The sequence below is a fragment of the Kribbella sp. NPDC104740 genome, assembly GCF_055583505.1.
In genome coordinates, this window is sequence record NZ_JBVJNV010000001.1 from 2,011,569 (window position 1) to 2,038,281 (window position 26,713).

A 26,713-nucleotide genomic window follows, 5' to 3' on the forward strand; every position below is an offset into this window, starting at 1 on the left:
TGAGGGCATCTGGAGGGGCGCACTTCCCAACATGCTCGGCAGTGAGTGGGGTTGGCTAACCGGAAAACGGCGCGATTTCCAGTATCACCCAGGGCTCAGCGCTTGTCCTGGCAATTCCATTCCCCGGTGATGTAACTGCTGCTACCTGCAATGACCGGGCCCCGGTACTGCGCGGTGACGGGGCTCACAGTCATTACGGTTCGTTATGGATTGGCTCGGAGAAATGCGATCCCGTCGACCGTTGCCGGGGCGGTTGAGGTCGAGACGACGCGTACTTCGCCGGTCCGGTACGCCGTGACCGGCAGGTAGGTGACCTTCCGGGTCTGGGTGGTCGCGGCCAGCGAGACGGTGGCGATCTTGACGCCCGCGTGGAACACGTCGACCGAGCCCTGACCGGGTCCGTTGAGCGTGACGAGCGCGATCCGGACCCCGGACTCGCCGGTCTTGGTCAGCGCGGCGCCCTTCGCGTTCAGCGTCGAGGTGGTGCCGAGGAACGCGAGCGGGCTGCTGCCGCGGGTCACCGAGCCTGTCGAGGTCAGCGCCCGGTCGTCCTGCGGGTACACCGAGCAGGTCTGCGGCGACCAGCCCGACACGTTCCCGATCACGTCCCTGGCGCGGACCTGGAAGCAACGGTCGGAGCCGGCGTTCGCGCCCCAGGCGACCGAGGTGTCCTGCAGCGCCTGCCAGGCCGCCGGGTACACCCAGGCGCCGAGCGGCTGACCGGGCGCGGCGCCGCGGTAGGCGACGTCGTACGCGACCGGGTCGAGGTTGTCGGTGAACTGGTAGCTGTACGCCTGCGCCGGGGAGAGGATCACGCGGTCACCCGGCCGGCTGCTCACGTGCACGGGGGCGGTGCCGTCGGTCTCGCTGCAGTACGACGCGCTCCAGGCGCTCAGGTTGAGCGCGAAGTCGCGGGACCGGACCTGCCAGCAGGTGTCGATCCCCGGGTTCGCGGTCAGGCTGACCTCGGTGATCTTGATGCCCTGCCACCCGGCGATCTCCCGCCAGGCGCCGTACGGCGAGGTCGGGGTCGGGCGCTGCTGGATCCGGAGGTCGTAGCTCAGGACGCCGGACGCCGGCTCGTGCGGGTCGTCGGCCGGGTCGCGGAAGGTCCAGTAGAAGCGCGAGGTGGTGAAGTCGCGGATCCGGTCCCCGGCACTGGCCTCGGTCAGCACCGGCGGGGTCTGGTCGGGGCGCTGCTGCGGATCGGGCTTCAGCCAGTCGAGCGTGATCACCCGGGGCCGCGCGGTCGGGTCGGCGTACACGAGCTTCGGTTGCCCGGACCCGTCGGCCCGGAACGTTGCCGGGTGCAACTGCCCGAGCACCGGCCCGTACCGCCGCTGCCCGAGCGCGGGGTCGTTCAGATCGGTGACGAGCAGATCCTTGGCGCCGGCCGCGGCCACTGCAGCGTTCGTTGCACCGACGGCCGATGCGGGAGCGCCGCCCCCTGTGTTCTCGCCGTCGACGAGCTGGGCGACGAAGCCGTTGCCGAGCTGGGCGTCGGCGGGGACGGTGAGACTCCGCGGAGCCTCCGGACCGGAGATGTCGACGACCTGGTTGCCGCCGGCACACCCGGTGAGCAGGGCCCAGCGGCCGTTCGCCGCGTTCGGGCCGACCATGCACCCGCTGGCGACCGTGATCGTCTTGCTGGTCCCCGCGGTGACGTCCTGACCTCGCAGTACGCCGGGCTCGGTGACCTTCCACGCGGTGCTGCCCACGAGCGCGAACGGCGGTTGCAGGTCGAGGACCTTCGCCTTCGTCGCGACGTCGTAGATCTCGCCGTTGTGCGCGCCGAGCTTGCCGCCCTTGCCGAGCACGACATCGTCGGCCGCGGGGAAGCTCAGCTCGCCGACGTGCGCCTGTGTCCCGTCGAAGGTGAGCAGGCTCGACCCTTCGAGCTGGAACGGCTTGCCGGAACTGCTGCCACCGGTCGCCATCCAAGCCGTGCCGTTGTTGCTCGTCTCGTACAGCGTGTGTGCAGGCTGCTGGTCTGAGACGACCACGCGGGAGCCCGACAGACCGACGTACTGCACCTGGGCGTTGAACGCGGGAGTCGCCTTGACGGTCTGGAGCACCCCGTCCGCACCGACCGACGCGACCTTGCTCTGCGCGCTGACGAGCAGCCGGCCGGTGGTGAGGTCCGCGGCATCGTGCACACCGGTGACGAACGGGCGGGTGACTGTCCCCGCGCCGGTGACCTTCACCAGCTCCGACCCGATCCGGACGGCGACGTCGTCGCCGAGCGGCAGGATCGGCTCGCCGTACGGGACCTGGATCGTGCCGGTCGTTGCCGACGTGCGTTGTTTCCAAGCCAATGACCGGGTCGTGTCTGTCGCGGCGGTCTGCCACAGCACTCGGTTCGGCGTGAGCTGCGCCCATGTTGGATTCGCGGGCAGCGTTGTGACGGCGGTCCCCGCACCGGTCGCGAGGTCGACGATCGCAAGCCGCCCGGACATCCCGAGCAGCAGCGAGGAGTCGTCGCTGTCCAGGATCGTCGGATCGCCGGCCGCGTTGGTGACGGTCTTCTCGGTGTTCCCGATCGCCCGTAACGAGATCGTCGACCCGCGGCGCAGCAGCACGCCGCCGGGATAGACCCCCTCGTACACAGCTCCGTCGGGCACGCTCACCTGGCTCGTCGCGTCCGTCCCCAGATCGCGGAAACTGACCACGCCCGCGCCGACTTGGACGGCATACTGCCCGAGCAGCGTCGGCGCCTGATCCAGTTGCGTCGCCGATCTCTCGACCGTGCGCGCTGTCGTCCCGTCGGTCGTGCGCTGGATCTCCCAGGGCTCGGGTGACAGGTCGTCCGGTTGGGCGTACGAGGTCACGTAGTACCGACTCGTCACCGCTCGTAGCCTGTACGGCGGATCGGCCACCACCCGGTTTCCGACAGCCTGCCCCTCGCCGAGATGCGGTGGCGGCTCCGCCGCCGTCGCTCGCCCGGCGCCCAACGGCAGCAGAACCAGTGCAATCCCGGCCGCGACCAGTCGATTCCTGTTCACTCCAAGCCCCCTCACGAAGTTCGGCACGCTAGTCGTTTTCGACGAGCAAAGGAAGTATGCAGTCGGAATGCGGTGACGCTGCGTGCTCGTTGTCCGCTGTGGAAAACCCGGTGACAAGGCTGTGCAGGCTGCGGGACCCTCGAATCCCGAACCGCGAGAAAGGACCCGATGCAGGCTGCAGTCACCGTGACGCCGAAGCAGTTGCCCGAGGTGTTGCTGCACGTCGCCGTCGTCCGCCCGGTCTTCCTGTGGGGAGCGCCCGGGATCGGCAAGTCCAGCTTGGTGCGCGCGTTCGCGGACTCGCTCGGCCTGGAGTGCGTCACGTTGCTCGGGACCCAGCTCGCGCCGGAGGACCTGATCGGCGTACCGCAGATCGTCGACGGCCGGAGCCGCTTCGCTCCGCCGATGAGCATCGCGCGGGAGACGCCGTACTGCCTGTTCCTGGACGAGCTGAACGCGTCCTCGCCGGAGGTGCAGAAGGCGTTCTACTCGCTGATCCTGGACCGCCGGATCGGCGAGTACGAGCTGCCCGAGGGATCGGTCGTGATCGGCGCCGGCAACCGGGCCACCGACAACGCGCTGGCCCGCCCGATGGCGTCCGCGCTGCTGAACCGCCTGGTGCACGTCCACCTGCGTGCCTCGGCGAGCGACTGGCTGACCTGGGCCGGCGGCGCCGGGATCCACCCGTGGATCCTCGACTACCTGCGCAACCGCCCCGATCACTTGTGGACCGCGCCGCCGAAGACCGAGGAGCCGTTCTCCTCGCCGCGCAGCTGGCACATGCTGTCCGACGCGCTGCACTCGTACGGCGACGACATCGACGACGAGATGCTGCGCGTCCTGGCCTTCGGCACCGTCACGGCCGCGCACGCGTCCGGGTTCCGTGCGTTCGTGAAGACGGTCCGCAACGCGTTCGGGCTCGAGGCGGTGCTCAAGGGCGAGGTCGGCTGGCCGAGCGCTCCGGGTGATCGCGATCTGCTGTACTTCCTGGCCGAGACGTTCAGGGCCCGGCTCGTGAAGGAGCTGCCCGCGGACAAGACCGGCGGCAGCGCGGCGTCGCGTCAGCTCGCGCACCGCGGCAAGGCGCTGCTGGTCGAGCTGGCGGAGATCTCGCTGGAAATCGCGCAGGTCGTGATCGCGTCTGACGAGGACGGTCGCGCGGTGCTGCCGACCTGGTTCCTGGTCGAGGTCACCCGCGACCTGCCGCGCCTGGTCGCGGCGCGGAACTGACCGATGCCCCGGCGTCCACCCCGCAAGGATCCAGCGCTGGAGGCGATCCACGCCGGCTGGCAGCGGGTCTCGGAGCACCCGCTGTTCGCCGCGCTGGCCGGTCAGCCGCCGCGTCGGAGCGACACGGTCGCCACCGACGGCTGGGCGCGAATCGGGAGCGCTCGCGAGATCCTCGTCCACCAGACGCGACGGGCGACCGCCGACGAGTGGGCGTGGGTCTTCGCGCACCTGCTGATCCACCTGGGGCTCGGGCACGCCTCGCCGGACCGGCAGGCTCCGGACCGCGCGGCGTCCGCGGCGTACGACGTGGCGGTGAACCGCTTCCTGCAGGCGCTCAAGCTCGGTCGCCCGGTCGTCGACCTGCCGGTTGCGCTGCCTTCGACCGATGAGGACGCGCTGGCTCGCCTGTGGCGCTCCAGCGGCGTACCGGACGAGCACACGCGGTGTGGAGTCAACGGTGGCGAGGCTGACGTCACCAACTCGGCCTGGACCGGGTGGGGCAAGCCGCCTGACTGGCCTGCTCGCTTCGCTGTTGGCCTGTCGGCTGCAGCGACTGCGGCAGTGGACGTTGCGGGCGGCGTACGGTCGTCGCTGTCCGACTCCAAGGGCCGGGTGGACGACTGGACGGCTGCACTGGGGTGGTTCGTTTCGTCGTACCCGCTGATGGGTGCGCTCGCTGCGTCGATGACTGTCGTCGCTGAAATGGAGCTGGCGCGCAACTGGGACATTCGGGTGGCTGCGGTGAGTGCAGTCGCGGGGGAGATCTACGTGAACCCCCTGGCCGGGCTGACGCCAGGGGAGTGGCGGTTCGTGATGGCGCACGAGATGCTGCACGCCGCACTGCGTCACGGCGAACGCGTCGGCGGTCGCGATCCGTATCTGTGGAACGTCGCCGCCGACCTGGTCATCAACGGCTGGCTGCTGGAGATGGGCGTCGGCACGATGCCGGAGGGCGCGCTGTACGACCCGGAGCTCAAGGGCCTGTCCGCGGAAGAGGTCTACGACCGCATCGCGCGCGACCTGCGCCGCTACCGCAAGCTGGCGACGCTCCGGGGTGTCGGGCTGGGCGATGTGCTCGGCCAGCCCCTGCCGCATCCTGGCGAGGGGCAGCGGGCTGCTGGGCTCGATGACATCTACCGGCGAGCACTGAGCACGGGCCTGGCCTACCACGACGAGTCACGCGGGCTGCTGCCTGCCGGTCTGGTGGAGGAGATCCGGGCGCTGGAGCACCCGCCACTGGAGTGGGACGCGCAGCTTGCCCGCTGGTTCGAGGAGCATGTGCCGTCGGTTGTGCCGACTCGGTCCTACGCTCGGGCTTCGCGCCGCCAGGCCAGTACGCCGGACATCCCGCGCCCTGGTTGGGTCCGGCCGGAGCGCCCGGAGCTGCTGCCGACGTACGGGGTGGTGCTGGACACGTCGGCGTCGATGGACCACCGGCTGCTCGGCAAGGCGCTGGGGGCGATCGCGTCGTACTCGCATGCGCGGGACGTGCCGGCTGCTCGGGTGGTCTATTGCGATGCGGCGCCGTACGACGCTGGGTACGTGCCGGTGGACGAGATCGCTGGGCGTGTGCAGCTGCGTGGTCGCGGTGGCACGGTGCTGCAGCCTGCGCTGAACCTGTTGGACCATGTAGACGACTTCCCACGGGAGGCGCCGGTGCTGATCATCACGGACGCCGACTGCGACACGCTGCGGGTGCGGCGTGAGCATGCGTATCTGATCCCGTCGGGGGCGACGCTGCCGTTCACTGCGCGGGGGCCGGTGTTTCGGATCCAGTAGAGGAGACTGACTCGCGTGTTGCTGCGGTGTGAGGCTGTGCGGTGGGTTGACGAGGCGTTCCCTGGGGTGGTCGAGGTTGCGTTCACCGATGCTGCTGGTTTGCGGCGGCTGCTGGTGGACAAGGTCTCGATCTTCGGTGGTGCGCTGACACCTGGTGCGGAGTTGCCGGTGGGTGTTTCGGTCGCATGCGAGCTGGTCCGGGCCGACGGTGACGAGGTGGTCGTCAGTACTGAGTCGCCGCAGGGCGTCGCGACTGCGGACGGTCTGAGCGAGTTCCGGGTCGCTGTTGGCGAGCTGGTCGAGATCGTTGCTGCTAGCAATGAGCAGCTCAGGATGGCGGCGGAGCTGTTCCTGGGGCGGGCGTCGGTTGAGACCTACCAGCGCAGCTCCACGTCGCTGGCGTTCGTGGCCGTGACTGGTTTGGGTGAGGTCGTTGGGTGGTGCTGGGGGTATCACCTGCCGCGTCCTGATGGTGCGTCGATGCTCTACGTGCACCAGCTTGCGGTTGCTGAGCCCCACCGGCGATTGGGTGTTGGCCGCGACCTCGTTCGCGCGTTCATGGCCGGCGGGGTTGCGGCGGGTGCGACCAGGATGTTCCTCACCACTGGCGCCGACAACGCGCCTGCGCGTGCCCTGTACGACTCGCTCGGGGGTGGGCTCGCTGAGCAAGGGCCGACGGTGAACTACTGGTTCGTGCTGAAGGGGGACGCGTGAAGCGGTACGTCGTCGACACCGATGGGGTGGACGAGGTCGCTGTGTGCCGGATGGAGCTGTGGCCGGCGTTCGCGCCGTACGCGTACGACGCGACGGTTCGGAACTCGTCGTACGAGGAGATCGTGTCGCTGGCTGATGAGGCTCGGGTGATCGTCGTACGGCTTACTGATGCGCAGTACGCGGCGTTGAGTTCGCTGCGGTTGCGGACCTGAGGGGTCGTAGGGTCGCGGGATGCGGGAGTACGTGGGGGTTGTGGCGCGGTACGGCGATCGGGTGGCGCTGGTGCGTGAGCAGTATCCGACGTGGGAGCGGGAGCACTGGAATCTGCCTAGTGGGGCTGTGGAGGCTGGTGAGGACCCGGTGAGCGCTGCTGTTCGGGAGTTGCGGGAGGAGACGGGGCTGCAGGTCGCTGCATCGGCGCTCGCGCAGGTGTGGAGCACTGTCGTTAGCCACGACGGGGTGTTGGTCAACCGGTCCTTCAACTACACGGCTGAGGTCAGTGACCCGGGCTTTGCGCCGGACGATCCTGATGGGTCGGTGCTGGAGGTTCGGTGGTTCTCGATTGCTGAGGCGGTTGCGCAGTTGAGCGCTGTTCCGTACCCGCCGCTCAGCGCGCCTGCGGTCGCGTACCTGACCGAAGCGGCGCGCACCGAGTGGTCCTTCGACCTCAGTGACGACAGCTGGTCGTACTAGTCGAGGGGCTCTCGGTCGAGCACCTCCACGAAGACGATCTGGCTGTCGACGACGTCGAGGATCAGCTCGCCGTCCCAGCCGGGGGAGTCGTCGGGGTACCAGTTCCGATGCCGCTCTCTGGGGATTCCGCCGTCCATCGGCGGCGCGGTGTAGAAGCTCTGGCAGAAGTCGTCGCCGCACCCGCAGGCCTGCACCATCCGGAGTCCGTCCACCTGCGCCGCCAGCTCCAGCTCCCCGTCGCGAACCAGCGCATCCCGCAGCTGGCCGGTCAACCGCGGCCACACTTCCACCACCAACATGGCGGCAGCGTATGACCTCGTGCCGCCGCCGCGCGCCTGGTTTGTGGAACCATCCACGGATGACCCTGGGATATCCGTGCAAGTCGTTCTCGATCGGTCTTCCGACCGCTGATGAGGATCAGTCGCTGACCGCGCTGTTCCAGCACGTCGGGAGGGCGTTGGCCGAGCACGAGCCGATCAGCATGGAGGACATGCTCACGATCGGGTTCGAGGCTGTCCTCGAGTCCGATGGCGTCACCCGTGGAGTCTTCACGATCGTCTTCTCGGACGAGGACGAGGACGAGGATGAGGCGGAGGACAGCGACGGGGACCTGGACGCCGATGCCGGCGCCGGCGTCGCCTCGGCTGGATGAGGGGATGACTCAACTCCTCTGGTCCGGCACGCTGCCTGATCTGGGGCTGCTGCATCGCAGCGAGCTGTTTCTCTCCGACGAGCTGCCGGCGTACGAGTTGGTGAGCTCGGCGTTCGTGCTCGTGTTCGACAGCCTGGGGCGGCTGCTGCTGCGGTACGCCGAGTTGCCGGCTCGTGGGGGCTGGGATCTGCCGGGTGGGCACGTCGAACCGGGGGAGACCCTGCAGCAGACCGCCGTACGCGAGCTGCGGGAGGAGACCGGATGGCGCGCTGCCGAGACCGACCTCACCGTCCTCGGCTGGAACCGGATCACCCTCGCCGGCCCGAAGCCCGAGGGCTTCCGCTACCCGCACCCAATCGGCTATCTCGCCTACTTCACCACCCACCTCACAGAACTCGGCCGCCCCACCACTCCCGAGCCTGACTCCGAGTGCTCGGAGGCCGCCTGGCTGACCCCCGCGGAGATCCAGGCCCGGTGCAGCGACCGCCGGTGGCTGCCGCTCGCGTAGATGCCGGAGGATGGACGCATGTCCCAGAGCGCTTCTCAAGCCGCTGCCTTCTTCAGGGAGGTCGCCGCGACCGGCCGGCTGTGGACCGTGCGTGACGACGGCGGATATCCAGCGCCCATGGACGCCGACGGGCGGAGGTCGGCGCCGTTCTGGTCGAGCGAGGCGCGGGTGCGGCGGCTGATCGCGAACGTCCCGGCGTACGCCGGTTTCACGCCCGACGAGCTCGACCTCGCAGGCTGGCGCGCCCGTTGGCTACCCGGGCTGCGGCGAGACGGGTTCCTCGTCGGCATCAACTGGACCGGCCCCCGCGCGACGGGCTACGACTTCACGCCTGACGAGGTCCTCGCCCGCCTGGACGCCGTACAGACGTCCTGAGCGTCGCTGAGATCCGAGGAGGACGAGCACGATGGAGCCCCGGGCCTTGAGTGTGCGTGAGCGCGAAGTGCTGGACGCGCTGCTGACCGTCGACTTCCCGGGAGTCGACCGGCTGCGGAGGCAGGCCGCCGAGGTGCTCGTGGTCGGGGGATGTGGCTGCGGCTGCCCCTCCGTGGACTTCGGGCAGGGCGAGGGGATGACCGTGCGGGTGAACGCCGGTGTCCGGGGCTCGGTGGACGGGATGTTCCTCTACACCGTGGGTGAGCCCGAAGCGCTCGGCGGTATCGAGTGGATGTGCACCGGCGACCCCGTCCCGGCCGAGCTGCCTCCGGCCCACATGCTGATCATCGATCCGGCCTGAGAACAGCAGAGGGCCCGGTTCGCAGGAACCGGGCCCTCTGGGCTGAGCGGGTGACGAGAATCGAACTCGCGTAGTCAGTTTGGAAGACTGGGGCTCTACCATTGAGCTACACCCGCGTGCGCCCGTTTCCGGGTGCGCTGCACATGATTCCACATCCTCGTGGGCGGCTCAAAATGGGTTGTTGATCGCGGTCGGTAGCCTCGGAACAGGGGTAGGGGCGCGAGCATGCCTCCGCGTCCACTAGACTCGTTCGGTCACTGCGGGGCGTAGCGTAGTGGCTAGCGCGCCTGCTTTGGGAGCAGGAGACCGCAGGTTCGAGTCCTGTCGCCCCGACAAACCCCTGCAGCACCTGCGGTGCGGCCTGTCCGGGCGTGCCGCGATCGTCATCGACCAAGGAGAACCGCCACCGTGAAGAGCACCGTCGAGTCCTTGAGCCCGACCAAGGTCAAGCTCATCGTCGAGGTGCCGTTCGAGGAGCTCAAGCCGAGCCTCGACGCGGCGTACAAGAGCATCGGTCAGCAGATCGTCGTCCCGGGCTTCCGCAAGGGCAAGATCCCGCCGCAGGTCATCGACCAGCGGGTCGGCCGCGGGCCGGTGCTCGAGGAGGCGATCAACGACGCGCTGCCGAAGCTGTACTCGCAGGCCGTCCAGGACAACCAGGTCAAGGCGATCGGCCGGCCCGAGGTCGACGTGACCGAGTTCAACGACAAGGAGAGCCTGCAGTTCTCCGCCGAGGTCGAGGTCCGCCCGGAGATCGAGCTGCCGGACCTGACCGGTCTCGAGGCCTCCGTCGAGGACATCGCGATCTCCGACGAGGAGATCGACGAGCAGATCGAGTCGCTGCGCCAGCGGTTCGGTTCGCTGAACCCGGTCGAGCGCGCGGTCGCCGACAAGGACTACATCACCCTCGACCTGTCGGCCACCAAGGACGGCGAGAAGATCGAGGAGGCGCAGGCGACCGGCCTGTCGTACCAGGTCGGCAGCGGTCAGCTGCTGGACGGCCTCGACGACGCGGTGCTCGGCCTGAACGCCGGCGAGTCGAAGACCTTCGTCACCCAGCTGGTCGGCGGCGCGCTCAAGGGCGAGGACGTCGACGTGGCCGTCACCGTGACCGCGGTGAAGGAGCAGGAGCTGCCGGAGTTCGACGACGACTTCGCGCAGACCGCGTCGGAGTTCGACACCGCCGAGGAGCTCAAGGCCGACGTCCGGACCCGGCTGGAGCGGGGCAAGCGCCTCGAGCAGGCCGGCGACGCGCGGGACGCCGTGCTGGAGAAGATCCTGACCCTGGTCGAGGTGCCGGTGCCGGACGGTCTGCTGACCGACGAGGTCGCCGCCCGCCGGGAGAACCTCGAGCAGCAGCTCGGGTACTCCGGGATGACCTTCGAGCAGTTCCTCGAGGGCGAGGAGCAGACCTCCGACGAGTTCGACGAGGACCTGAAGAAGCGCTCCGAGGACGCCATCAAGGCCCAGTTCGTGCTGGACCTGGTCGCCGAGCAGCAGGGCCTGAACGTCAACGACCAGGAGCTGACCGAGCACATCGTCCGGCACGCGCAGCGTTCCGGCGTCAGCCCGGACCAGTTCGCCCAGCACGCGGTCGAGAACAACCTGGTCCCGAGCCTGGTCTCCGAGGTCGTCCGAGGCAAGGCGCTCGCGCACCTGGTCGAGAACGCCAAGGTCACGGACGCCTCCGGCAACGAGGTCGAGCTGAAGACCCTGCTCCCGGACGGCTCGTACGCCGAGGCCGAGGCGGAGACCGCCGACGCCGAGACGGCCGAGGAGACCCCGGCCGAGGAGCCCGCGAAGGCCTGAGTACGCCGTACCGCTGAACGCCCCGGACCCCACTGCGGGTCCGGGGCGTTCGCGTGTGTTGCAGCAGGAGCAGCCGACTCTCCCGACCCGTCCGCCACATTCGCTCACAGCAGACACGGTGCGCCGTGAGCGAACACCTGCCCACCGGCCTTAGCTCTGTCGCCCTCGCCCAGTAATGTCGGCTTCGTGAACGAGACACTTGCAGCCAGCCCCACCGCCGCGGGCGGCAACGGATCCGGCGGACTCGACGACCACATCTACCAGCGCCTGCTGAGCAACCGGATCATCTTCCTGGGGTCCGAGGTCCGCGACGACAACGCGAACGCGATCTGCGCCCAGATGCTGCTCCTCAACGCCGAGGACCCCAACAAGGACATCTGGCTGTACATCAACTCCCCCGGTGGTTCGGTGGACTCCGGCATGGCGATCTACGACACCATGCAGTGGATCTCCAACGACGTCGCCACCGTCGGGATGGGCCTGGCCGCCTCGATGGGCCAGTTCCTGCTCTGCGCCGGCGCGAAGAACAAGCGCTTCGCCCTGCCGCACGCGCGGATCATGATGCACCAGCCGTCCGGCGGCATGGGTGGTACGGCCTCCGACATCAAGATCCAGGCCCAGCAGTCGCTGCACATCAAGGCGCAGCTGTTCAAGCTGATCGCCGAGCACACCGGCCAGCCGCTGGAGCAGGTCGAGACCGATGCCGACCGGGACCGCTGGTTCACCGCGGACCAGGCCAAGGAGTACGGCTTCATCGACCACGTCGTGGCCAGCGCTGCCCAGCTGACCAGCGGCAGCCCGAACTCCTGATCTTCCCCCACTTCGTTCTTAAGGACACCGCATGAACTACTTCATCCCGCAGTGGGAGGAGCGCACGTCGTACGGCATGCGCCGGGTCGACCCCTACACCAAGCTGTTCGAGGAGCGCACGATCTTCCTCGGCACGCCGATCACCGACGAGATCGCGAACGCCGTGATGGCGCAGCTGCTGTGCCTGGAGTCGATGGACGCCGACCGCGACATCAGCATCTACATCAACTCCCCGGGCGGCTCGTTCACGGCGCTGACCGCGATCTACGACACGATCCGCTACATCAAGTCCGACGTCCAGACGGTCTGCCTCGGCCAGGCGGCCTCCGCCGCGGCCGTGCTGCTCGCCGCCGGTACGCCGGGTAAGCGGATGGCGCTGCCGAACAGCCGGATCATCATCCACCAGCCGGCCACCGAGGGCACCTACGGGCAGTCCAGCGACATCGAGATCCAGGCCAACGAGATCCTGCGCCTGCGCTCGCTGCTGGAGAAGATGCTCGCCGACGCCAGCGGCAAGGACATCGAAGAGGTTTCCCGCGACATCGAGCGGGACAAGTTCCTGACCGCCGAGCAGGCGGTCGAGTACGGCCTGATCGACTCCGTCCTGGAGTCGCGCAAGGCCCCGGTGCCGGTCGGCGCCTGAGCCCGTACGACGGCCTCCCGGGTCCCGTTCGCGGGGCCCGGGACGTCCGGCGCGGCACCCTAGGATCCGCCGGACGTCTCGTCAAGGGCCCCCCGTTCGCCACAGGCGTACTCGCGACGCTGTGGACAGAGCAGCGGTTGGGCTCGGAGCGGGGTACCGTCGGATGAAGGTCCGAGACCGCTCCTGCGCTCGGCCGTCCTCAGCTAGTGAGAGAAGGGATCTGTCCCGGTGGCACGCATAGGTGACGGCGGCGACCTGCTCAAGTGCTCGTTCTGCGGGAAGAGCCAGAAGCAGGTCAAGAAGCTCATCGCCGGTCCCGGCGTCTACATCTGCGACGAATGCATCGATCTCTGCAACGAGATCATCGAGGAGGAGCTCAACGAGGGCTCCGAGGTCGGTCTGACGGAGCTGCCCAAGCCCCGTGAGATCTATGACTTCCTCAACGCGTACGTCGTCGGACAGGACGTGGCGAAGAAGGCGCTCGCGGTAGCGGTGTACAACCACTACAAGCGGGTCCGCGACGGTCAGGGCTCCTCGAGCGCCGGCCGGCACGCGAAGGACGAGGCCGTCGAGCTGGCCAAGTCGAACATCCTCTTGATCGGCCCGACCGGCTGCGGCAAGACCTATCTCGCGCAGACGCTGGCCCGGATGCTGAACGTGCCGTTCGCGATCGCGGACGCCACGGCGCTGACCGAGGCCGGGTACGTCGGCGAGGACGTCGAGAACATCCTGCTGAAGCTGATCCAGGCGGCCGACTACGACGTCAAGAAGGCCGAGACCGGGATCATCTACATCGACGAGGTCGACAAGATCGCCCGCAAGAGCGAGAACCCGTCGATCACCCGCGACGTCTCCGGCGAGGGGGTTCAGCAGGCGCTGCTGAAGATCCTCGAGGGGACGACGGCGTCGGTGCCTCCGCAGGGCGGGCGCAAGCACCCGCACCAGGAGTTCATCCAGATCGACACCACCAACGTGCTGTTCATCGTCGGTGGCGCGTTCGCCGGCCTGGAGCACATGGTCGAGCAGCGGGTCGGCAAGAAGACCCTCGGCTTCAGCATGAGTAACGAGGCCGAGGCGCCGCGCGAAGCCGGTGGCTACGCCGACGTGATGCCCGAGGACCTGCTGAAGTTCGGCCTGATCCCCGAGTTCATCGGCCGGCTCCCGGTGATCACCACCGTCTCGCCGCTGGACCGCGAGGCGCTGATCAAGATCCTGTCCGAGCCGAAGAACGCGCTGGTCAAGCAGTACCGGCGGCTGTTCGAGATCGACAACGTCGAGCTGGAGTTCAGCGAGGACGCGGTCGAGGCGATCGCCGACCAGGCGCTGCTGCGCGGGACCGGCGCGCGTGGGCTGCGGGCGATCATGGAAGAGGTCCTGCTCAACGTGATGTACGAGGTCCCGAGCCGCGAGGACGTGGCCAAGGTCGTCGTCACCGGCGAGGTCGTGCTGGAGAACGTCAACCCGACGCTGATCCCGCGCGACCAGATCGAGCGCAAGCGCGAGCGTCGCGAGAAGACCGCCTGAGTTCTCGTACGCCGAACCGGTGGTCCGCTGATCGCAGCGGGCCACCGGTTTTCGTTGCGCCTCCTCCTCCGAGTGGATGCGAGCTTCAAGACTCCTGGGGGACGCGGACGGACGCGGTGGTTGCCTAGCGTCGTGGGCAGGGTGCCGCTCGCGCCCGTTCCACGAGTGAGGGAGAACCGTGCGAAGAACCACGAGGACCACTCTGACCCTGGCCGTCGCCGCGACGCTCGCCGTACCGGCAGCCTTCGCGCCGGCTGTCGCTGCGCCCGCTTCGGGTGCTTCGGCTTCGGCTGGCGTCGCTGCAGCCGGCGTCACCGCTGCCGGTGCGACCGCCGGCGCTTCCGCTTCGTCCGCCGGTACGGCGAACGCCGCGTCGGGCTCGGCGGCCGACGCGGCGCTCGTCCGGCGCGAAGCGGCGAAGGCCGCGCGGGTCGCCGTACCGAAGCTCGCGTGGAAGAGCTGCGGGACCGACCCGGCGCTCGCCAAGTTCCAGTGCACCTCGGTCGAGGTGCCGACCGACTACGACCGGCCGCGCGGCGCGACCACCACGATCGCGCTCACCCGCCTGCCGGCGTCCGGTCAGCGCATCGGCAGCCTGTTCACGAACCCCGGCGGCCCGGGCGGCCCCGGCGTCAGCTTCGTCCAGCAGGCCGCCGAGATCGCGTACACGCCCGAGGTCCGCGCCAAGTTCGACATCATCGGGTTCGACCCGCGCGGCGTCGGTGAGTCCGACCCGGTGACCTGCTTCCCGACCGCGGCCGAGGAGAACGCCGCGTTCGCCGGCGTCCCGCCGTTCCCGGTCGGCGCCGAGCAGACCAAGACCTTCACCCGCGTGATGCTGCGCGCCGCCGTCGGCTGCATGACCACGTCCCCGGACCGGCTCACGCACTACTCGACGGCGAACGTTGCCCGCGACATGGATCTGCTTCGCCGCGCGGTCGGCGACAGCAAGCTCTCGTACGTCGGCTACTCGTACGGCACCTACCTCGGTGCGACGTACGCCAAGCTGTTCCCCGGCAACGTCCGCGCGCTGGTGCTCGACGGCACACTGTCCCCTGAGTGGTACTCGGGCTCCGACGGCGACCGCCGGCCGCTCGGCGTACGACTGCGGCAGGGGGAGGGCTCGTACGACACGTACCAGCAGTTCCTTGCCGAGTGCAAGAAGGCGGGCGCCGCGAAGTGCGCGCTCGCGGCATTGGGTGACCCGGCAACGGTGTCCGAGAAGCTCCTGCAGCAGCTGAAGGCGAAGCCGGTCGAGGTCCCGCTGCCGGACGGTACGACGCTGACGGTCGACTACCAGACGGCGCTGTTCGTGATCTTCCAGAACCTGTACTCGCCGCTCGCCTGGACCGACCTCGCCGCGACGCTCGCCTCGCTCGTGACTCCCGCTCCCGCAGCACGGACCGCGGCGTCGCCGGTCGCGGCGAAGGTGCTGGGCGAGTGGAACCGTCGCCAGGAGGAGTACAGCGGTCTCGGCGCCGCCCTGCAGCCGTGCATCGAAGCGGCCCAGTCCGGCCGCCCGCTCGCGTACCCGCAGTTCGCCGCCGACGCGAATCGCCGCGCCCCGCACTTCGGCGCGCTGCGCGCCTGGGTCGGCCTGCCGTGCGAGTTCATGCCGGTCCGCGACACCGACGCCTTCCGCGGCCCGTGGAACCTGTCGGTGAAGTCCCCGGTCCTCGTCTTCGGCACCCGCCACGACCCGGCGACGCCGTACCAGGCCACCCGCCCGTACGCCGACCTGTACCCGGACGCGCGCATGGTCACCGTCGAGGGCTTCGGCCACGCCACCATCGGCCTCAGCGCCTGCGTCGACCAGAAGATCACCAACTACCTGGTGCGCCTGAAGGCCCCGGCCGACAACTCGACCTGCACCCAGGACCACAAGCCCTTCACCCCACTCACCAAGTCCCGCGCAGCCGCCGCGGACTCCGCCCTGGACCTGGCGGCCTTCACGTCCTGACCCAAAGACCGCCGGTCCCCCCTTGCGCGGGGACCGGCGGTCTTCTTCTCCCTCAAGTCACTTCATCGCCGTGAACGCCTCGTCCGACACCGGCCCGACATCATCCACACTCACCCCGTCGTTGGCCGCCTGCACGATCACCGTCAACGTGTTCGACCCGCGATAACACTGCGTCGGCAACGCATCCGTCGATGCGACACAAGTCGAAGCCCCCACCTGCTTCACCTGCTCAGCCTTCGCCCCCGAGTCACTGATCGTCTTGTCGATGTCGACCTTCCCCCGCAACGCGATCACGACGTACATCCGATCCCCGTCGAGATCTCCATACGCCTCGACCGTCGCCTGCTTCCCGTCGTTGATCCGACTCAACGCCTCCCGCGTCTGATCCAGCTTCAACTGCTCGCGGAGCTCTGGATCAGTAATCCGATCCAGCCCGGCCAACGCGGTCGGCGGCGTGATCCCCCTCGCGGTGTTGAGCCGACTCATCGGCCCGAGGCCCCCGAAGTACCCGAAGAGCGCAATCACCAGCAGCACCACGAGCACGCCACCGACGGTCACCCAAGGATTCCGCCGCCATGAGCGCTTGGGCCCGTTGCTCGGGGGCTTCTTGCCGCCGCCGGTCTTCTTGGCAGACGGCTGAGCGGCCTTCTTCCCATCAGCCTTAGCTGCAGCAATTCCAGCTCCAGCCGCTTCGCCGGTACCGGCAGCCGCTCCGCCCGCACCAGCCGCCGGGCCACCCGCACCAGCCGCCGGGCCGCCCGCGGTAGTCCCAGCACGCGCCGCTGGGCTCGCAGCAGCACCACTACCTGCTGCTCCGCTAGCAGCGGTTCCTGTACCGGGCTTTGCGTCCACAGCTGCTCCGCCGCCACCCGACTTCGCACCGGCACCTGCCTCAGTCGCACCCGCCGGGGTCCCACCACTAGCTGCGCTTGCCGCTGTGCCACCACCAGCAGCTGCACGCTCGCCGGCAGTAGATGTACCCGCCCTAGCGCCACCACCAGCAGCTGCACGCTCACCGGCGCCGCCAGCAGCAGGTGTACCCGCGCCAGTGCCACCACCAGACGTTGCGCGCTCACCGTTGCCGCCGGCAGCAGGTGTACCTGCCCCAGCGCCACGACCAGCAGTTGAACCCGCCCCACCGCCACCAGCCGCTGCAGGCGCGACGGGAGTAGAAGCCTCAGCCAGCCGCGCTCCGCCAGCTCCAGGGCCGGCCGCACTACCCGTCCCGGTCTCGGCGCCTGCGCCTGCGCCTGCACCTGCGCCTGCGCTCGCACCTGCGCTCGCGCCCGCACCCGCGCTTGCAGCACCCGCTGGGCTGCCTGCACCGGTACTGCCCGTACCAGCTGCACCTGCGGCGGCGCCTGCACCAGCCGCAGTCCCTGCACCAGCCGCCCCAGGTGCGTCTGCCTTCTTCGTATCTCCATCAGTCGGAGGCGTAGCCCCAGGCCCACCAGCGAGCGTCGTGCCCGTGGAACCCGTCGCACCAGGAGAGGCGGGCGTCGTACGCCGGTCGGAGGTGGAGCCCCCGGACACCGGTGCCGCGACAGGCGGACGCCGGATAGCCCCCGCATCCGATGAACCCGCAGGCGGCGTCGCCGTAACTCCACCAGCAAGCGACGTACCAGCGGAACTAGTTGCCCCCGTCCCACCAGCGGACGTGGTTCCCGTGGAGCTGGCAACCGCCTTCGCAGGCGGCGTATCTGCCCCTGACGCAGGTGGTGACTCCGCGGATGACCGATCGGACGAACCCGACGCAGGTGCAGACGCACTCGATGTCGGCGTCGAGGCGGCTGGTGCCGGGGCTGATCCCGCCGGCCGGTCAGACGCACCTGACGGCGGTGCAGATGCGGTTGAGGCTGGTGTCGCCACCGGTGAACGCCTGATGGCGCCTGTGTTGGGGGTACCTGCAGGTGGTGTCGCCCCTGGTGTACCGGCGAGCGTTGTACCTGCTGCACCAGCGGAAGGCGTTGCCTCGGCGGCGCCGGAGCTTGCGGGAGATGCAGTGGGGGTTCCGGTCGCACCGGCAGTGGAACGTCCCGCGGGGTCAGCGGAAGGCCTGCTGGATGCCGGGGCGGTGGCGGTCGCGTCCGGCGGCTTCGCGAGAGCTTCGGCCAATGTGGAGGATTTGTCAGCAGGCGTTGCCGACTGCGGGCGTAGGGGAGTCTGCGGAGGCATCGGCGTCTGAGTAAGCATCGGAGTCTGCGCCGGCATCGGCGTTTGCCCGGCCCTCGACGCAGCAGGCTTGGCCGCCGGGCTTGCCGGGCCCGCCGGGCTTGCCGGGCCCGCCGGGGTCGCCGGAGTTGCTGGGCTCGTGGAAGTCGCCGGGGCTGAAGGTGCTGCGGCTGGTGAGTCTGACGGCGGCATTGTGCTTGCAGGCTGTGGGGGAGATCCAGCAGGGGACGGCTTTGCGGAGTCCACGGCTGAGGAGTCCACGACCACCGGCGAGGTGGCCGGCGGCTGCGGGGTGGCTGGGGCTCGGGTGGAGGCGGGGTTGCGGGGCCTTGCCGGGGTCGACTTTCTTGGCGTTGATCCAGTAGCAGGGCCGTCGAAAGGTAGTTCGGGTGACTCCGGGGACGGCTTCTTCGCGGCTCGGGGGGTGCTCTTTTTCGTGGTTCGGCGCGCGGGCTTCTGCGAGGGCTGGTCCGCGGGGGTGGAGGCAGCCGGGATGGGGGGCTGGTTCTCGTCGCTCACGGGTGCTCCTTCGGACTGGCCGGGGGTCGGGCCGATGGTTTCACATCAGGGTGACTGGCTTCGCAGCGTAGCCGTTCCAGCGGAACGGTCTCACGCACCATTCCGCGAGACCGCACCGCGAACCCGGAGTGGACCAGGGAACCCGACCGGTTCCGTGGGCCGGAACATTACATTGGCATCTTGACTAAATAGTGATCGTTCACTAACCTGAGGTGACCATATGACGAATGAAGCGTTGTGTCTGTCGTGGTGTGACATCGAGACCGCTGGAGCGTCAATGCAGGGGATTTTAGATGTGTTTTGGCCCGCGAGCAGCGGGCGTCGTCCAAGAGCTCGAAACTTTCGATCACCGGCAATAGATCTCAGCTATCACGACAAGTTTCCCCGATTGTTAAAAGGGTTTCCGGGCGATTTCTCGGAAACGACGAGGGGGTCGATCGGAAAGGCCTGGCCGCCTCAACCCGTCGTGCCGCGCCGAGCATCGGCGGCGGGCGCAGGCGGCCGGCCATTCTGATCGTGTCGAAGTCCGCAGGTTCCAGGGACCGCCCGGGTGACTGGGCGTTTCTGTGGACCTACTTGCGTCGGCAACCGCTGGGAATGATCACGCTGACGGGCGCACTGCTGGCCGGAACGACACTGACTGTTGTCGTACCGCTCGTCCTGCAGCGGTTCATCGACGCTGTGGCCATCGGTTCGCTGGGGTCCGGCGCGCTGTTGTTCGCGGGTGCCTACGTTGCTGGTGGACTGGTCGCGCAGGGCCTCGCCGCGCTGGAGATCGCGGTGGCCGCGTCCGTGGCCTGGCGTTCGACGAACCAACTCAGGCTCGACATGGTCACGCACGCCCTGCAGTTGGACATGACGTTCCATCATGCTCACACAGCTGGCGAGCTGGTCGAGCGTGTGGACGGTGACGTATCTCTGCTCTCCAACCTATTCTCCCGATTCGTCGTGAACGTGGCTGGCCAGGTGCTGGTGATGGTCGGGATGCTGACCGCCCTGACAGTGGTCCAGTGGCGGATCGGTCTGGCGCTGGCCGTGGTGCTCGTCGCCGGAGCGCTCACGATGCGGAAGGAGGCGGGCTGGGGACGTGCCGCGTACGCGTCGTACCGGCAGGCAGTCGCCCGCCTGATGGGATTCGTGGAGGAGAGACTCGCCGCGCGTGAGGATCTGCAGGGCGTCGGCGCGGAGCCGCACACGCTGCGCCGGTTCGCGGCGACCCAGCGCGTCCTGCTGCGGAAGGACCTGCGAGCGGCCTTGACGGGATCGAGCCTGATCTGGGTGTCGGCATCTCTGTTCACGGCTGTGGCCACCTGTGTCGCGCTGCTGATCGCGGCGTCGCTGGCCGGCGCGCACGCTGTGACGCTGGGCACCGTCTACCTCGTCTTCGCTTACACCCAGCGAATGCAGGAACCGCTGATCACCTTGTCCCAGCAGATGCAGGACTACCAGCGCGCGATGGCAGGCCTGACCCGCGTTCGCGAATTGCTGGAACACGCCGCCGAGGACTCGAGTGGAGTCCATGAATTACCATCCTCCGGGCCGTTGCCGGTGCGCTTCGATCAGGTCGATTTCGCCTACGGGTCGAACTCCCGTACTCTTTCCGACGTTTCGTTCATGGTGCCGGCCGGCGGAAGTCTGGGAATCGTCGGCCACACCGGAAGTGGTAAGACCACGATCGCTCGATTGTTACTCCGGCTTCACCATCATCAATCCGGCCGCATTCAAGTCGGGGAGCAAAGCCTGGAGAACATCGAACTGACTTCACTGCGATCGCGCATCGCGCTGGTCACGCAAGAGGTCCGGGTCCTGACCGGGACCGTGCGCGACAACGTGACGCTCTTCGACGAGAGCGTGACCGACGCGAGGATTGTCGCCGCGCTCGACGAACTCGGGCTCCGGGTGTGGCTCGACGCGCTACCTGACGGACTGGACACGCAGGTCGGAGGAGACAAATCCCCGCTGTCCGCCGGTCAGGCGCAGCTCCTGGCGATCACCCGCGTCCTCGTCCGCGACCAGGGGGTCGTCATCCTCGACGAAGCGACGGCCCGCCTCGACCCGCACACCGAGGCCCTCCTCGACCGGGCGCTCGAACCGCTGCTGCGCAACCGCACGGTCATCGTCATCGCCCACCGTCTGTCGAGCCTGAGCTGGGTCGATCAGATCCTCGTCCTGGCCGAGGGCGCAGTGGTCGAGCACGGCTCCCGTGAAGAACTCGTGGCTGACCACAGGAGCCGTTTCAGCGCGCTGCTGGAGGCCGCCCGATGATCCCAGCTCAGGGGCGCCTTGTAATGCTGTGGCATCTGGCCAGGGCGAATCGGTGGCTGTTCGCCGTGGACATCGTGATCGGGTCCGTCTTTTTCGTCGTCAACGTCTTCCCGGCGCTCGCCATCCGCCATTACTTCAACGCAGTCGAGCTGGGGCCGGCCTTGGCGATACCGATCGCGGCCCTGACCGCGTACCTCGGACTCAAGGTGCTGCACGGCCTACTGGCCGCGCTGTGGATGGCTGTCGACACCGTCTTCCGGTTCCGCGTGACCACGCAGGTGCGCACCGTCCTGATGGCCGAACTCCTCCGGCGCCCCGGCGCCACGGCGCTGCCCTGTCCGGCGGGCGATGTGCTCTCGAGGGTGCGCGACGACGCCACGGAGTTCGCGGAGATCCTGGGCAAGCGCGGTCTCCAGCTCCTGACCTCGGCCATCGTGATGGCAACTGGAGCACTGGTGGTCATGCTGAGCATCGATGTGCGAGTCACCCTTCTCGCGGTGGTGCCCACCTCCGTCGTAGCCGTTGTCGCGTTTCTCACAGGGAAGCGAGTCAAACGACTGCGCGCGGACAACCGGGCATCGGCCGGCCGCGTGTCGGGCCTGTTGCGCGAGGTGTTCGTCAGTGTCGAGGCGATCAAGCTCGCGGGGACCGCAGAGGCGGTGACCGGACGATTGCGGAGCTCGAACGAGACCCGCGGCCGGGCCTCGGTACGGGACGGCGCGTTCGGGGCTGCTCTGCAATCTGCCAACGGCGCTGTCCTCGTGGTCGGCACCGGCCTCGTCATGCTGGTCGCAGGTGCCGCCATGAGCCGTGGTTCCTTCGAAGTCGGTGACTTCGCCCTCTTTGTCTACAACCTCTCGATCATGGGGACGACCGTCAACGCGCTCGGCACGTTCATCAGCCGTTACCAGCGCCTGGACATCTCCCGTGAGCGGCTCGCCGAGCTGACCGAAGCCGATCGCGCTGCAAACGAGATGGATGATCCCCGCTCCGGTCCCGAGGTCGCCGCCGGGAGCTTCCGCCGGCTGGACCTCGACCGTGTGCACTACAACCACCCTGACGGCTCGATCGGCCTCCGCGACATCAACCTCACTCTTCACCGAGGGCAGCTTCTCGTCATCGCCGGACGCAACGGGTCCGGAAAATCCACTCTCGTCCGTGCCGTTCTCGGCCTGCTCCATCACGGTCAAGGCGAGATCCGATGGAATGGCAAAGCGGTCACCGGTCCGGTCCGGCCTCCGCGGGCCAGCTACACGCCTCAGGCTCCCATCGCTGTCAGCGAGAGCCTCCAGGAGAACATCCTCCTCGGCGCGGCCGACGCCAAGCTCCGGCCGGCCTTGGTCGCCGCCGTTCTCGACATCGATGTTTCCCGCTTTCCCGATGGCGTGTCGACGCAGGTCGGCCCGAGCGGCCGTCGTCTGTCCGGCGGCCAACTGCAACGCCTCGCGGCGGCCCGGATGCTCGTCCAGGACGCGGATCTGCTCGTCATCGACGACCTTTCCGCAGCGCTCGACATCACGACCGAAAGCCTGCTCTGGCAGCGCATTTTGGACGTACGGCCGAAGCGCACTGCCATCGTCGTGTCGAATCGACCGCACCTGGTGCGTCGAGCCGACCAACTCGTCGTGATGAACGGTGGCCGCATCGCATTCCAGGGCGCTCCGGCCGCCTTCGAACCGGACGACCCGCCGAGGGCACCCGATCCGTGACCGTGCCGGGACCACCGACCGCAACCTGTTTACCCAACTGGAGGAGATGAACGCCGATGCTCGACATCCTCTACTGGGCGGCCGGATCATCCGGGACCGGCCCCGCTCCTGAGATGACCGGAGCGGCGGCGCTGGCCAGTGCCGTGCACCACCACCGCCTCAGCAGTCGTTTCCTGAGCCGGTACGAAATCGAGAGGCCCGAGTGGGTCACGCGCGAACTCCTGGACCTGGTCGATGCGCGCCGCGAACTCTGTGATCAGGCGAAGAACCGCTACCTACGAGAGATCGCGCGCCTTGATCAGGTTCTTGCAGACGCCGGCCTGGAGGAGGTGTTGCTGATCAAGGGGGAGTCCGCGTGGGCACACACCGGGATGGTCGGGCAGGTGGTTCAAACGGGAGACATCGATCTCCTCGCCCGACAGCCGGAGGACCTGGCGAAGCTGCTCACGCGGGAAGGGTACGTGCGGAATCCCAACCGAATGCCCCACGAGTACGGAAACTTCACCATCGCGGAGTCGTTCAGCATCGATCTGCACGGACATTTCCCGGTCTGGCGCCACGAGAAAGTCCAGCCAGGGCGTCTCTCGTCCCGCCCCCGGCACGTTCCGAACGAGGTGGTGATCGCGTGCGACACCGGTCTCGGCTATGCGGCACTTCGTTCCGGTGCCCGGAACGAGTACGGCGTCGCGCACGGGAAAACCCTGGTTCCCGATGTCATCGACTGTGTGCTGATCAGATGTGCACACATCATGCACGACTACTGCGAGGGGCCCTACCTCAAACCCGGCCCGAAGCTCCGGCTCTTCGAGCTGGCCGAAATTCTCGAGTTGTCGGGGCACGACGAATTCGAGATGACCGAGTTCATGGCCAGAGTGCATCGAGTCCAGGCGGAGCAGTGCGTGCGTCTGGTCGATGTGCTGTTCCAGGAAGTTTTCGGACACCCTTTCGTCGGAGACGCCGCCTGCCGGGCGAGTCGTTCCCTTCCTGCCACGGAGCTCTGCTGGGGGATCAATGTGGAGGCCCACCGTCCACCTGGGGCGTTGTTCGCCACCGGGGCGCCGGTCGACGAACTCGTCAGCTCACTGGGATCGACAACACTGGAACTGCCGGCGGACAGCGCGAGCAATGACGTGGTGGCATTCGGACCGGAGTTAGACACCGGCCCTGTGCTCACGAACTGGGTGAGTGGTGATTTGTCTTTCAACGTCACGTTCGCACTGACCGGCGACGGCCTCAGCTTCGAGGCGAACATTCACGGACCGTCCGGGTGGCTCGACGAACTCGATCTCACGTTTCCGCACTTTCGCCTCGGTACCGGCTTTTCCCAGACCGAGCAGGCCGTTCGAGTCTCCCATCCCGATCTGCTCGATCTCGCGAACTGGTCGAGGTCAGGTGACGGTTGGAAGGTCACCGTGCTGATCCCGCCGGATCTGGTCGGAGAAGTCTCCGAAGACGGTCTCAACGTCGTGGTCGGAGTGCGTAGGTTCCGGCAACCTCCTGGCGACAGCTGGGACGAGTTCTACGCTTCGACGATCGTCAGTGCCGCAGTTTTCGTGACTTTGTGCAGAACAGCCCGAGAAGGATCAAGGAGACCCGAGGTCGTATGAGATCAATCGTCGTCGTCATGCCGAGTATCCGCCCACCCCATGTCTCGCATCCGGCGTGGGACAGCGTCTGCCGGTCCATCACCGAGAGCGCACTGGACGCCGAACTGGTCATCGGCCTGGATCGGCCGGCACTGCCCGCCGACCACGATTTCGTGGACCAGCATCCCGGACTCGTCACGCTGGTCGAGGTAGGGACACTCACAGGATCGGCGCAGGCTCGCTTGTCGGCCTTCGAAGCGGCCGAAAAAGCCGATCGGATCCTGTTCACGGACGACGATTGCCTTGTGCCGGAGAGTTGGGTGCGTGACATGGCGGCGGCTCTGGAGCACGACCCGGTCGTGACGGGTGCCCTCCGCACCCGGGACCCGGGCAACTTCGTGTCGCGTTCCGAGGAGTACACCGATGCGATTCGGACCCAGTCGGAGACCACGGACGGCCGGACGAAGTTCGTCAGTTTTCCGAACATGGGGATGCGACGAGCCGTGACCCCGGACCCCATCTACTCCAACTCCCCGTACAACACCGCGGAGGACGTCGATCTCTCACTGCGCCTGGTGGGCGACGGCGTTCCGATCCGGTTCGCGCCGCAGATCGTTGTCGACGTCACCTATCCCACGTTCTTCAGGTCTGAGATCCGTCGCAAGCGCAAGCACGGATTCGGAGTGGCCTACGTGCGGGAGATGTCGATCGGGCACGACTGGGCGGACGCCGAGTACGGGGCGGACATCGAGATCCTCCGCAGGTGGTCGAAGCACTCCTTCGCGGCGCCGATGGGACTCCTGGAGAAGATTCGCTACGCCGGCTACAACTGGGTCTACTGTGGCGCCCTGATCGGATGGAAGTGGCGCCATCGGGGGAAGATCCGCAGAACGGTGCGTCAATGAAGGTCGCCGCGGCGTTCGCGCCGTCGCAGGACCGGCGGGACCGCTTCTTCAGTACGACGCCGATGAGTCTGGCCTGGGCGATCGCGCCGCTGGTTGCCGCCGTGCGCACCGGCGCGCTGCCGCGGTGCGAGATCGCGGCGACCATTTTCGACCCGCTGAGAATCGGACCTGGTGTCGCTGCTCAGACCTACGACTACATCACGACCGAGGCGCCCGACGTCCTCCTAATCTCCAGCACCTACGACTCCCATCAGCAGGCGCGGGAGCTGGCTCGGACTGCACGGCGCACCAATCCCGATGTCGTGGTGATCTACGGCGGCCCGCACGTGGACGAAGTCTGTGCGCCGCTGGTTCGGCGGATCGTCAGTCAGGTTCATCCGATGAACGAAGACCTGAACCCGTTCGACGTACTCGTCAGCGGCGACGGGGAACTCGTGCTCCTGGACATAGTCGAGGCGTTGAGCGAGATCGACTACGGTCGAGCGGACTGGCTCGCGACCGGATCGAACCTCGCCGAAGCTGTCGCGACATCGCCAGGACGCTGGCAGGTCTTCAATCGTTCGGGCGGTGACGTGCCCGTGGCCACTGGCATGTTGGCGCTTCCGATCGGTGAACTGCCGAGTGTCGACCGATCTATGTTCGCACGCGACATGGATCAGTATGGCTTCAGCTGCTTCTACGACGATGTCGGTGATGAGCGGAGACTGCTGCAGTCGACATCGACGCTGCTCCATCGTGGCTGCCGTGCGCACTGCACATTTTGCTCCGAACGTGGCGGCTACGACGAGCGCACGCCGGCACAGGTCGCGGACGAGCTCGAGTCGTTGCGGCGGCAGGGCTACCGCGGTGTCTTCTTCGACGACAGCACGCTGGGGGACCAGGATCTCGAGAAGGTTCAGCCGTTGCTGCACGAATCAGGGCTGAGGTTCGCGTCGTTGAATCGATTCGACCAGCTCGTTCGCCCGGAGACTGTCGAACTCCTCCGCGACGCGGGGTTCGTGTACCAGTACTGCTCGATCGAGCAACTCGACGACTCGGTGCTGCGGTCGGTCGGCAAAGGCCAGGCCGAGCAGGACATCCGGCGCTCAGCGGGTCTGTTGGCCGACAGCGGCATGCATCTGGGCGTTTCGCTGCTCTTCGGACTCCCTGGGGAAACCCGGGACAGTGTCCTTCGAACCCTCGACTTCGTCGCCGAACTCGCGGGCGTTTCCGATCTCCTGGAATGCGTGAGCATGAGCCTGCTCTCGCTGCACGTCGGAACTCCGATCGCTTTGAGACGCACCGCCCGCTCGGTTCTGGAGGGCATTCGGTACGACGTCGCCCCCCCGCATCTGGGGTATCCGTGGGACTGTTTCGAAGAAGGCCAGTGGTGGCATCCACCGTCGGTCGACGAGGAGTTCATCGGGTTCGTCATCGAGTCGGCTCGCGAGAGGATCCCCCATCTCCTGGTCCGCGACATGCAGAAGGACGGGTCGCAGTGGTAGCCGCAGAAGCGGT

General features: G+C 67.8%; 24 protein-coding genes and 2 tRNA genes. 21 read left to right on the forward strand and 5 right to left on the reverse strand.

The features are described from left to right. Positions 1-203 precede the first annotated feature (203 nt). Positions 204-2,846: a hypothetical protein gene (locus tag ACZ6Z4_RS09470; protein ID WP_465560432.1), complete on the reverse strand. Its 2,643-nt coding sequence runs from the start codon at positions 2,844-2,846 to the stop codon at positions 204-206. Between the two features lie 324 nt (positions 2,847-3,170). Between ACZ6Z4_RS09470 and ACZ6Z4_RS09475 the strand changes: the two genes are divergently transcribed. The 5 genes from ACZ6Z4_RS09475 to ACZ6Z4_RS09495 are packed head-to-tail and all read left to right on the forward strand — an operon-like array spanning position 3,171 to position 7,418. Continuing rightward, on the forward strand, positions 3,171-4,232 hold the full coding sequence (locus ACZ6Z4_RS09475) for an AAA family ATPase (protein WP_465560436.1): 1,062 nt from the start codon (positions 3,171-3,173) through the stop codon (positions 4,230-4,232). 3 nt (positions 4,233-4,235) lie between these two features. Then, positions 4,236-6,011: a vWA domain-containing protein gene (locus ACZ6Z4_RS09480; RefSeq protein ID WP_465560440.1), complete on the forward strand. Its 1,776-nt coding sequence runs from the start codon at positions 4,236-4,238 to the stop codon at positions 6,009-6,011. Between the two features lie 36 nt (positions 6,012-6,047). Continuing rightward, a complete protein-coding gene (locus ACZ6Z4_RS09485) occupies positions 6,048-6,725 on the forward strand; it encodes a GNAT family N-acetyltransferase (RefSeq protein WP_465560445.1) in 678 nt (225 codons plus the stop codon). Continuing rightward, positions 6,722-6,937, forward strand: a complete 216-nt coding sequence (locus ACZ6Z4_RS09490; RefSeq protein WP_465560448.1) for a hypothetical protein — start codon at positions 6,722-6,724, stop codon at positions 6,935-6,937. Before ACZ6Z4_RS09485 ends, ACZ6Z4_RS09490 begins: the two co-directional genes overlap by 4 nt. A gap of 19 nt (positions 6,938-6,956) precedes the next feature. After that, positions 6,957-7,418 carry an NUDIX hydrolase gene (locus tag ACZ6Z4_RS09495; RefSeq protein WP_465560451.1) on the forward strand — a complete coding sequence of 154 codons (462 nt, stop codon included), beginning with the start codon at positions 6,957-6,959 and terminating at the stop codon, positions 7,416-7,418. Here the strand turns inward: ACZ6Z4_RS09495 and ACZ6Z4_RS09500 are convergent. After that, entirely contained in the window at positions 7,415-7,717 is a 303-nt protein-coding gene (locus ACZ6Z4_RS09500; protein ID WP_465560457.1) for a hypothetical protein, read from the reverse strand. The two genes, ACZ6Z4_RS09495 and ACZ6Z4_RS09500, sit on opposite strands and share 4 nt — an antisense overlap. A 59-nt stretch (positions 7,718-7,776) precedes the next feature. On the opposite strand from ACZ6Z4_RS09500, the gene ACZ6Z4_RS09505 reads away from it, so the two are divergent. Genes ACZ6Z4_RS09505 through ACZ6Z4_RS09520 form a run of 4 tightly spaced genes read left to right on the forward strand, consistent with a single transcriptional unit; the run spans position 7,777 to position 9,314 of the window. Further along, entirely contained in the window at positions 7,777-8,070 is a 294-nt protein-coding gene (locus ACZ6Z4_RS09505) for a hypothetical protein (RefSeq protein WP_465560460.1), read from the forward strand. 4 nt (positions 8,071-8,074) lie between these two features. Beyond that, on the forward strand, positions 8,075-8,578 hold the full coding sequence (locus ACZ6Z4_RS09510) for an NUDIX hydrolase (RefSeq protein WP_465560463.1): 504 nt from the start codon (positions 8,075-8,077) through the stop codon (positions 8,576-8,578). Positions 8,579-8,596: 18 nt separating this feature from the next. Next, positions 8,597-8,953 carry a DUF2750 domain-containing protein gene (locus tag ACZ6Z4_RS09515; RefSeq protein ID WP_465560466.1) on the forward strand — a complete coding sequence of 119 codons (357 nt, stop codon included), beginning with the start codon at positions 8,597-8,599 and terminating at the stop codon, positions 8,951-8,953. A 31-nt stretch (positions 8,954-8,984) separates the two neighbouring features. After that, positions 8,985-9,314, forward strand: coding sequence for a hypothetical protein (locus ACZ6Z4_RS09520; protein ID WP_465560470.1), 330 nt, complete (start codon positions 8,985-8,987; stop codon positions 9,312-9,314). 45 nt (positions 9,315-9,359) lie between these two features. On the opposite strand, the gene ACZ6Z4_RS09525 is transcribed toward ACZ6Z4_RS09520, so the two are convergent. Beyond that, positions 9,360-9,430, reverse strand: a tRNA-Gly gene (locus ACZ6Z4_RS09525). A gap of 144 nt (positions 9,431-9,574) precedes the next feature. Here ACZ6Z4_RS09525 and ACZ6Z4_RS09530 point away from each other — a divergent pair. The 6 genes from ACZ6Z4_RS09530 to ACZ6Z4_RS09555 all read left to right on the forward strand — a co-directional run bounded on the left by ACZ6Z4_RS09530 (position 9,575) and on the right by ACZ6Z4_RS09555 (position 16,060). Further along, positions 9,575-9,647, forward strand: a tRNA-Pro gene (locus ACZ6Z4_RS09530). A gap of 75 nt (positions 9,648-9,722) precedes the next feature. Further along, positions 9,723-11,123: a trigger factor gene (gene tig, locus ACZ6Z4_RS09535; RefSeq protein ID WP_465560473.1), complete on the forward strand. Its 1,401-nt coding sequence runs from the start codon at positions 9,723-9,725 to the stop codon at positions 11,121-11,123. Between the two features lie 186 nt (positions 11,124-11,309). Further along, positions 11,310-11,933, forward strand: coding sequence for a ClpP family protease (locus ACZ6Z4_RS09540; protein WP_465560477.1), 624 nt, complete (start codon positions 11,310-11,312; stop codon positions 11,931-11,933). 31 nt (positions 11,934-11,964) lie between these two features. Next, on the forward strand, positions 11,965-12,576 hold the full coding sequence (locus ACZ6Z4_RS09545; RefSeq protein ID WP_363676147.1) for an ATP-dependent Clp protease proteolytic subunit: 612 nt from the start codon (positions 11,965-11,967) through the stop codon (positions 12,574-12,576). Positions 12,577-12,804: 228 nt separating this feature from the next. Beyond that, entirely contained in the window at positions 12,805-14,100 is a 1,296-nt protein-coding gene (gene clpX, locus ACZ6Z4_RS09550) for an ATP-dependent Clp protease ATP-binding subunit ClpX (RefSeq protein ID WP_363676145.1), read from the forward strand. A gap of 178 nt (positions 14,101-14,278) precedes the next feature. Further along, positions 14,279-16,060 (forward strand): alpha/beta hydrolase, encoded by a 1,782-nt coding sequence (locus ACZ6Z4_RS09555; RefSeq protein ID WP_465560482.1) that lies wholly within the window; start codon positions 14,279-14,281, stop codon positions 16,058-16,060. Between the two features lie 57 nt (positions 16,061-16,117). Here ACZ6Z4_RS09555 and ACZ6Z4_RS09560 read toward each other — a convergent pair whose 3' ends face one another. Continuing rightward, on the reverse strand, positions 16,118-16,618 hold the full coding sequence (locus tag ACZ6Z4_RS09560; RefSeq protein ID WP_465560485.1) for a hypothetical protein: 501 nt from the start codon (positions 16,616-16,618) through the stop codon (positions 16,118-16,120). Further along, the gene (locus tag ACZ6Z4_RS09565; protein ID WP_465560488.1) at positions 16,615-17,484 is read right to left on the reverse strand and encodes a hypothetical protein; all 870 of its coding nucleotides are present in this window, start codon (positions 17,482-17,484) and stop codon (positions 16,615-16,617) included. The genes ACZ6Z4_RS09560 and ACZ6Z4_RS09565 overlap by 4 nt, the downstream gene beginning before the upstream one ends. A 306-nt stretch (positions 17,485-17,790) precedes the next feature. On the opposite strand from ACZ6Z4_RS09565, the gene ACZ6Z4_RS09570 reads away from it, so the two are divergent. The 6 genes from ACZ6Z4_RS09570 to ACZ6Z4_RS09595 all read left to right on the forward strand — a co-directional run bounded on the left by ACZ6Z4_RS09570 (position 17,791) and on the right by ACZ6Z4_RS09595 (position 26,700). Beyond that, the gene (locus ACZ6Z4_RS09570) at positions 17,791-17,943 is read left to right on the forward strand and encodes a hypothetical protein (RefSeq protein WP_465560491.1); all 153 of its coding nucleotides are present in this window, start codon (positions 17,791-17,793) and stop codon (positions 17,941-17,943) included. 1,405 nt (positions 17,944-19,348) lie between these two features. Continuing rightward, on the forward strand, positions 19,349-21,016 hold the full coding sequence (locus ACZ6Z4_RS09575; protein ID WP_465560494.1) for an ABC transporter ATP-binding protein: 1,668 nt from the start codon (positions 19,349-19,351) through the stop codon (positions 21,014-21,016). Positions 21,017-21,081: 65 nt separating this feature from the next. Continuing rightward, positions 21,082-22,725: an ATP-binding cassette domain-containing protein gene (locus tag ACZ6Z4_RS09580; protein ID WP_465560497.1), complete on the forward strand. Its 1,644-nt coding sequence runs from the start codon at positions 21,082-21,084 to the stop codon at positions 22,723-22,725. A 56-nt stretch (positions 22,726-22,781) separates the two neighbouring features. Beyond that, positions 22,782-24,332, forward strand: a complete 1,551-nt coding sequence (locus tag ACZ6Z4_RS09585; RefSeq protein ID WP_465560500.1) for a nucleotidyltransferase family protein — start codon at positions 22,782-22,784, stop codon at positions 24,330-24,332. Next, positions 24,329-25,216, forward strand: coding sequence for a glycosyltransferase family 2 protein (locus tag ACZ6Z4_RS09590; protein WP_465560503.1), 888 nt, complete (start codon positions 24,329-24,331; stop codon positions 25,214-25,216). Before ACZ6Z4_RS09585 ends, ACZ6Z4_RS09590 begins: the two co-directional genes overlap by 4 nt. Beyond that, positions 25,213-26,700 carry a B12-binding domain-containing radical SAM protein gene (locus ACZ6Z4_RS09595; protein WP_465560506.1) on the forward strand — a complete coding sequence of 496 codons (1,488 nt, stop codon included), beginning with the start codon at positions 25,213-25,215 and terminating at the stop codon, positions 26,698-26,700. Before ACZ6Z4_RS09590 ends, ACZ6Z4_RS09595 begins: the two co-directional genes overlap by 4 nt. Positions 26,701-26,713: the final 13 nt, after the last annotated feature.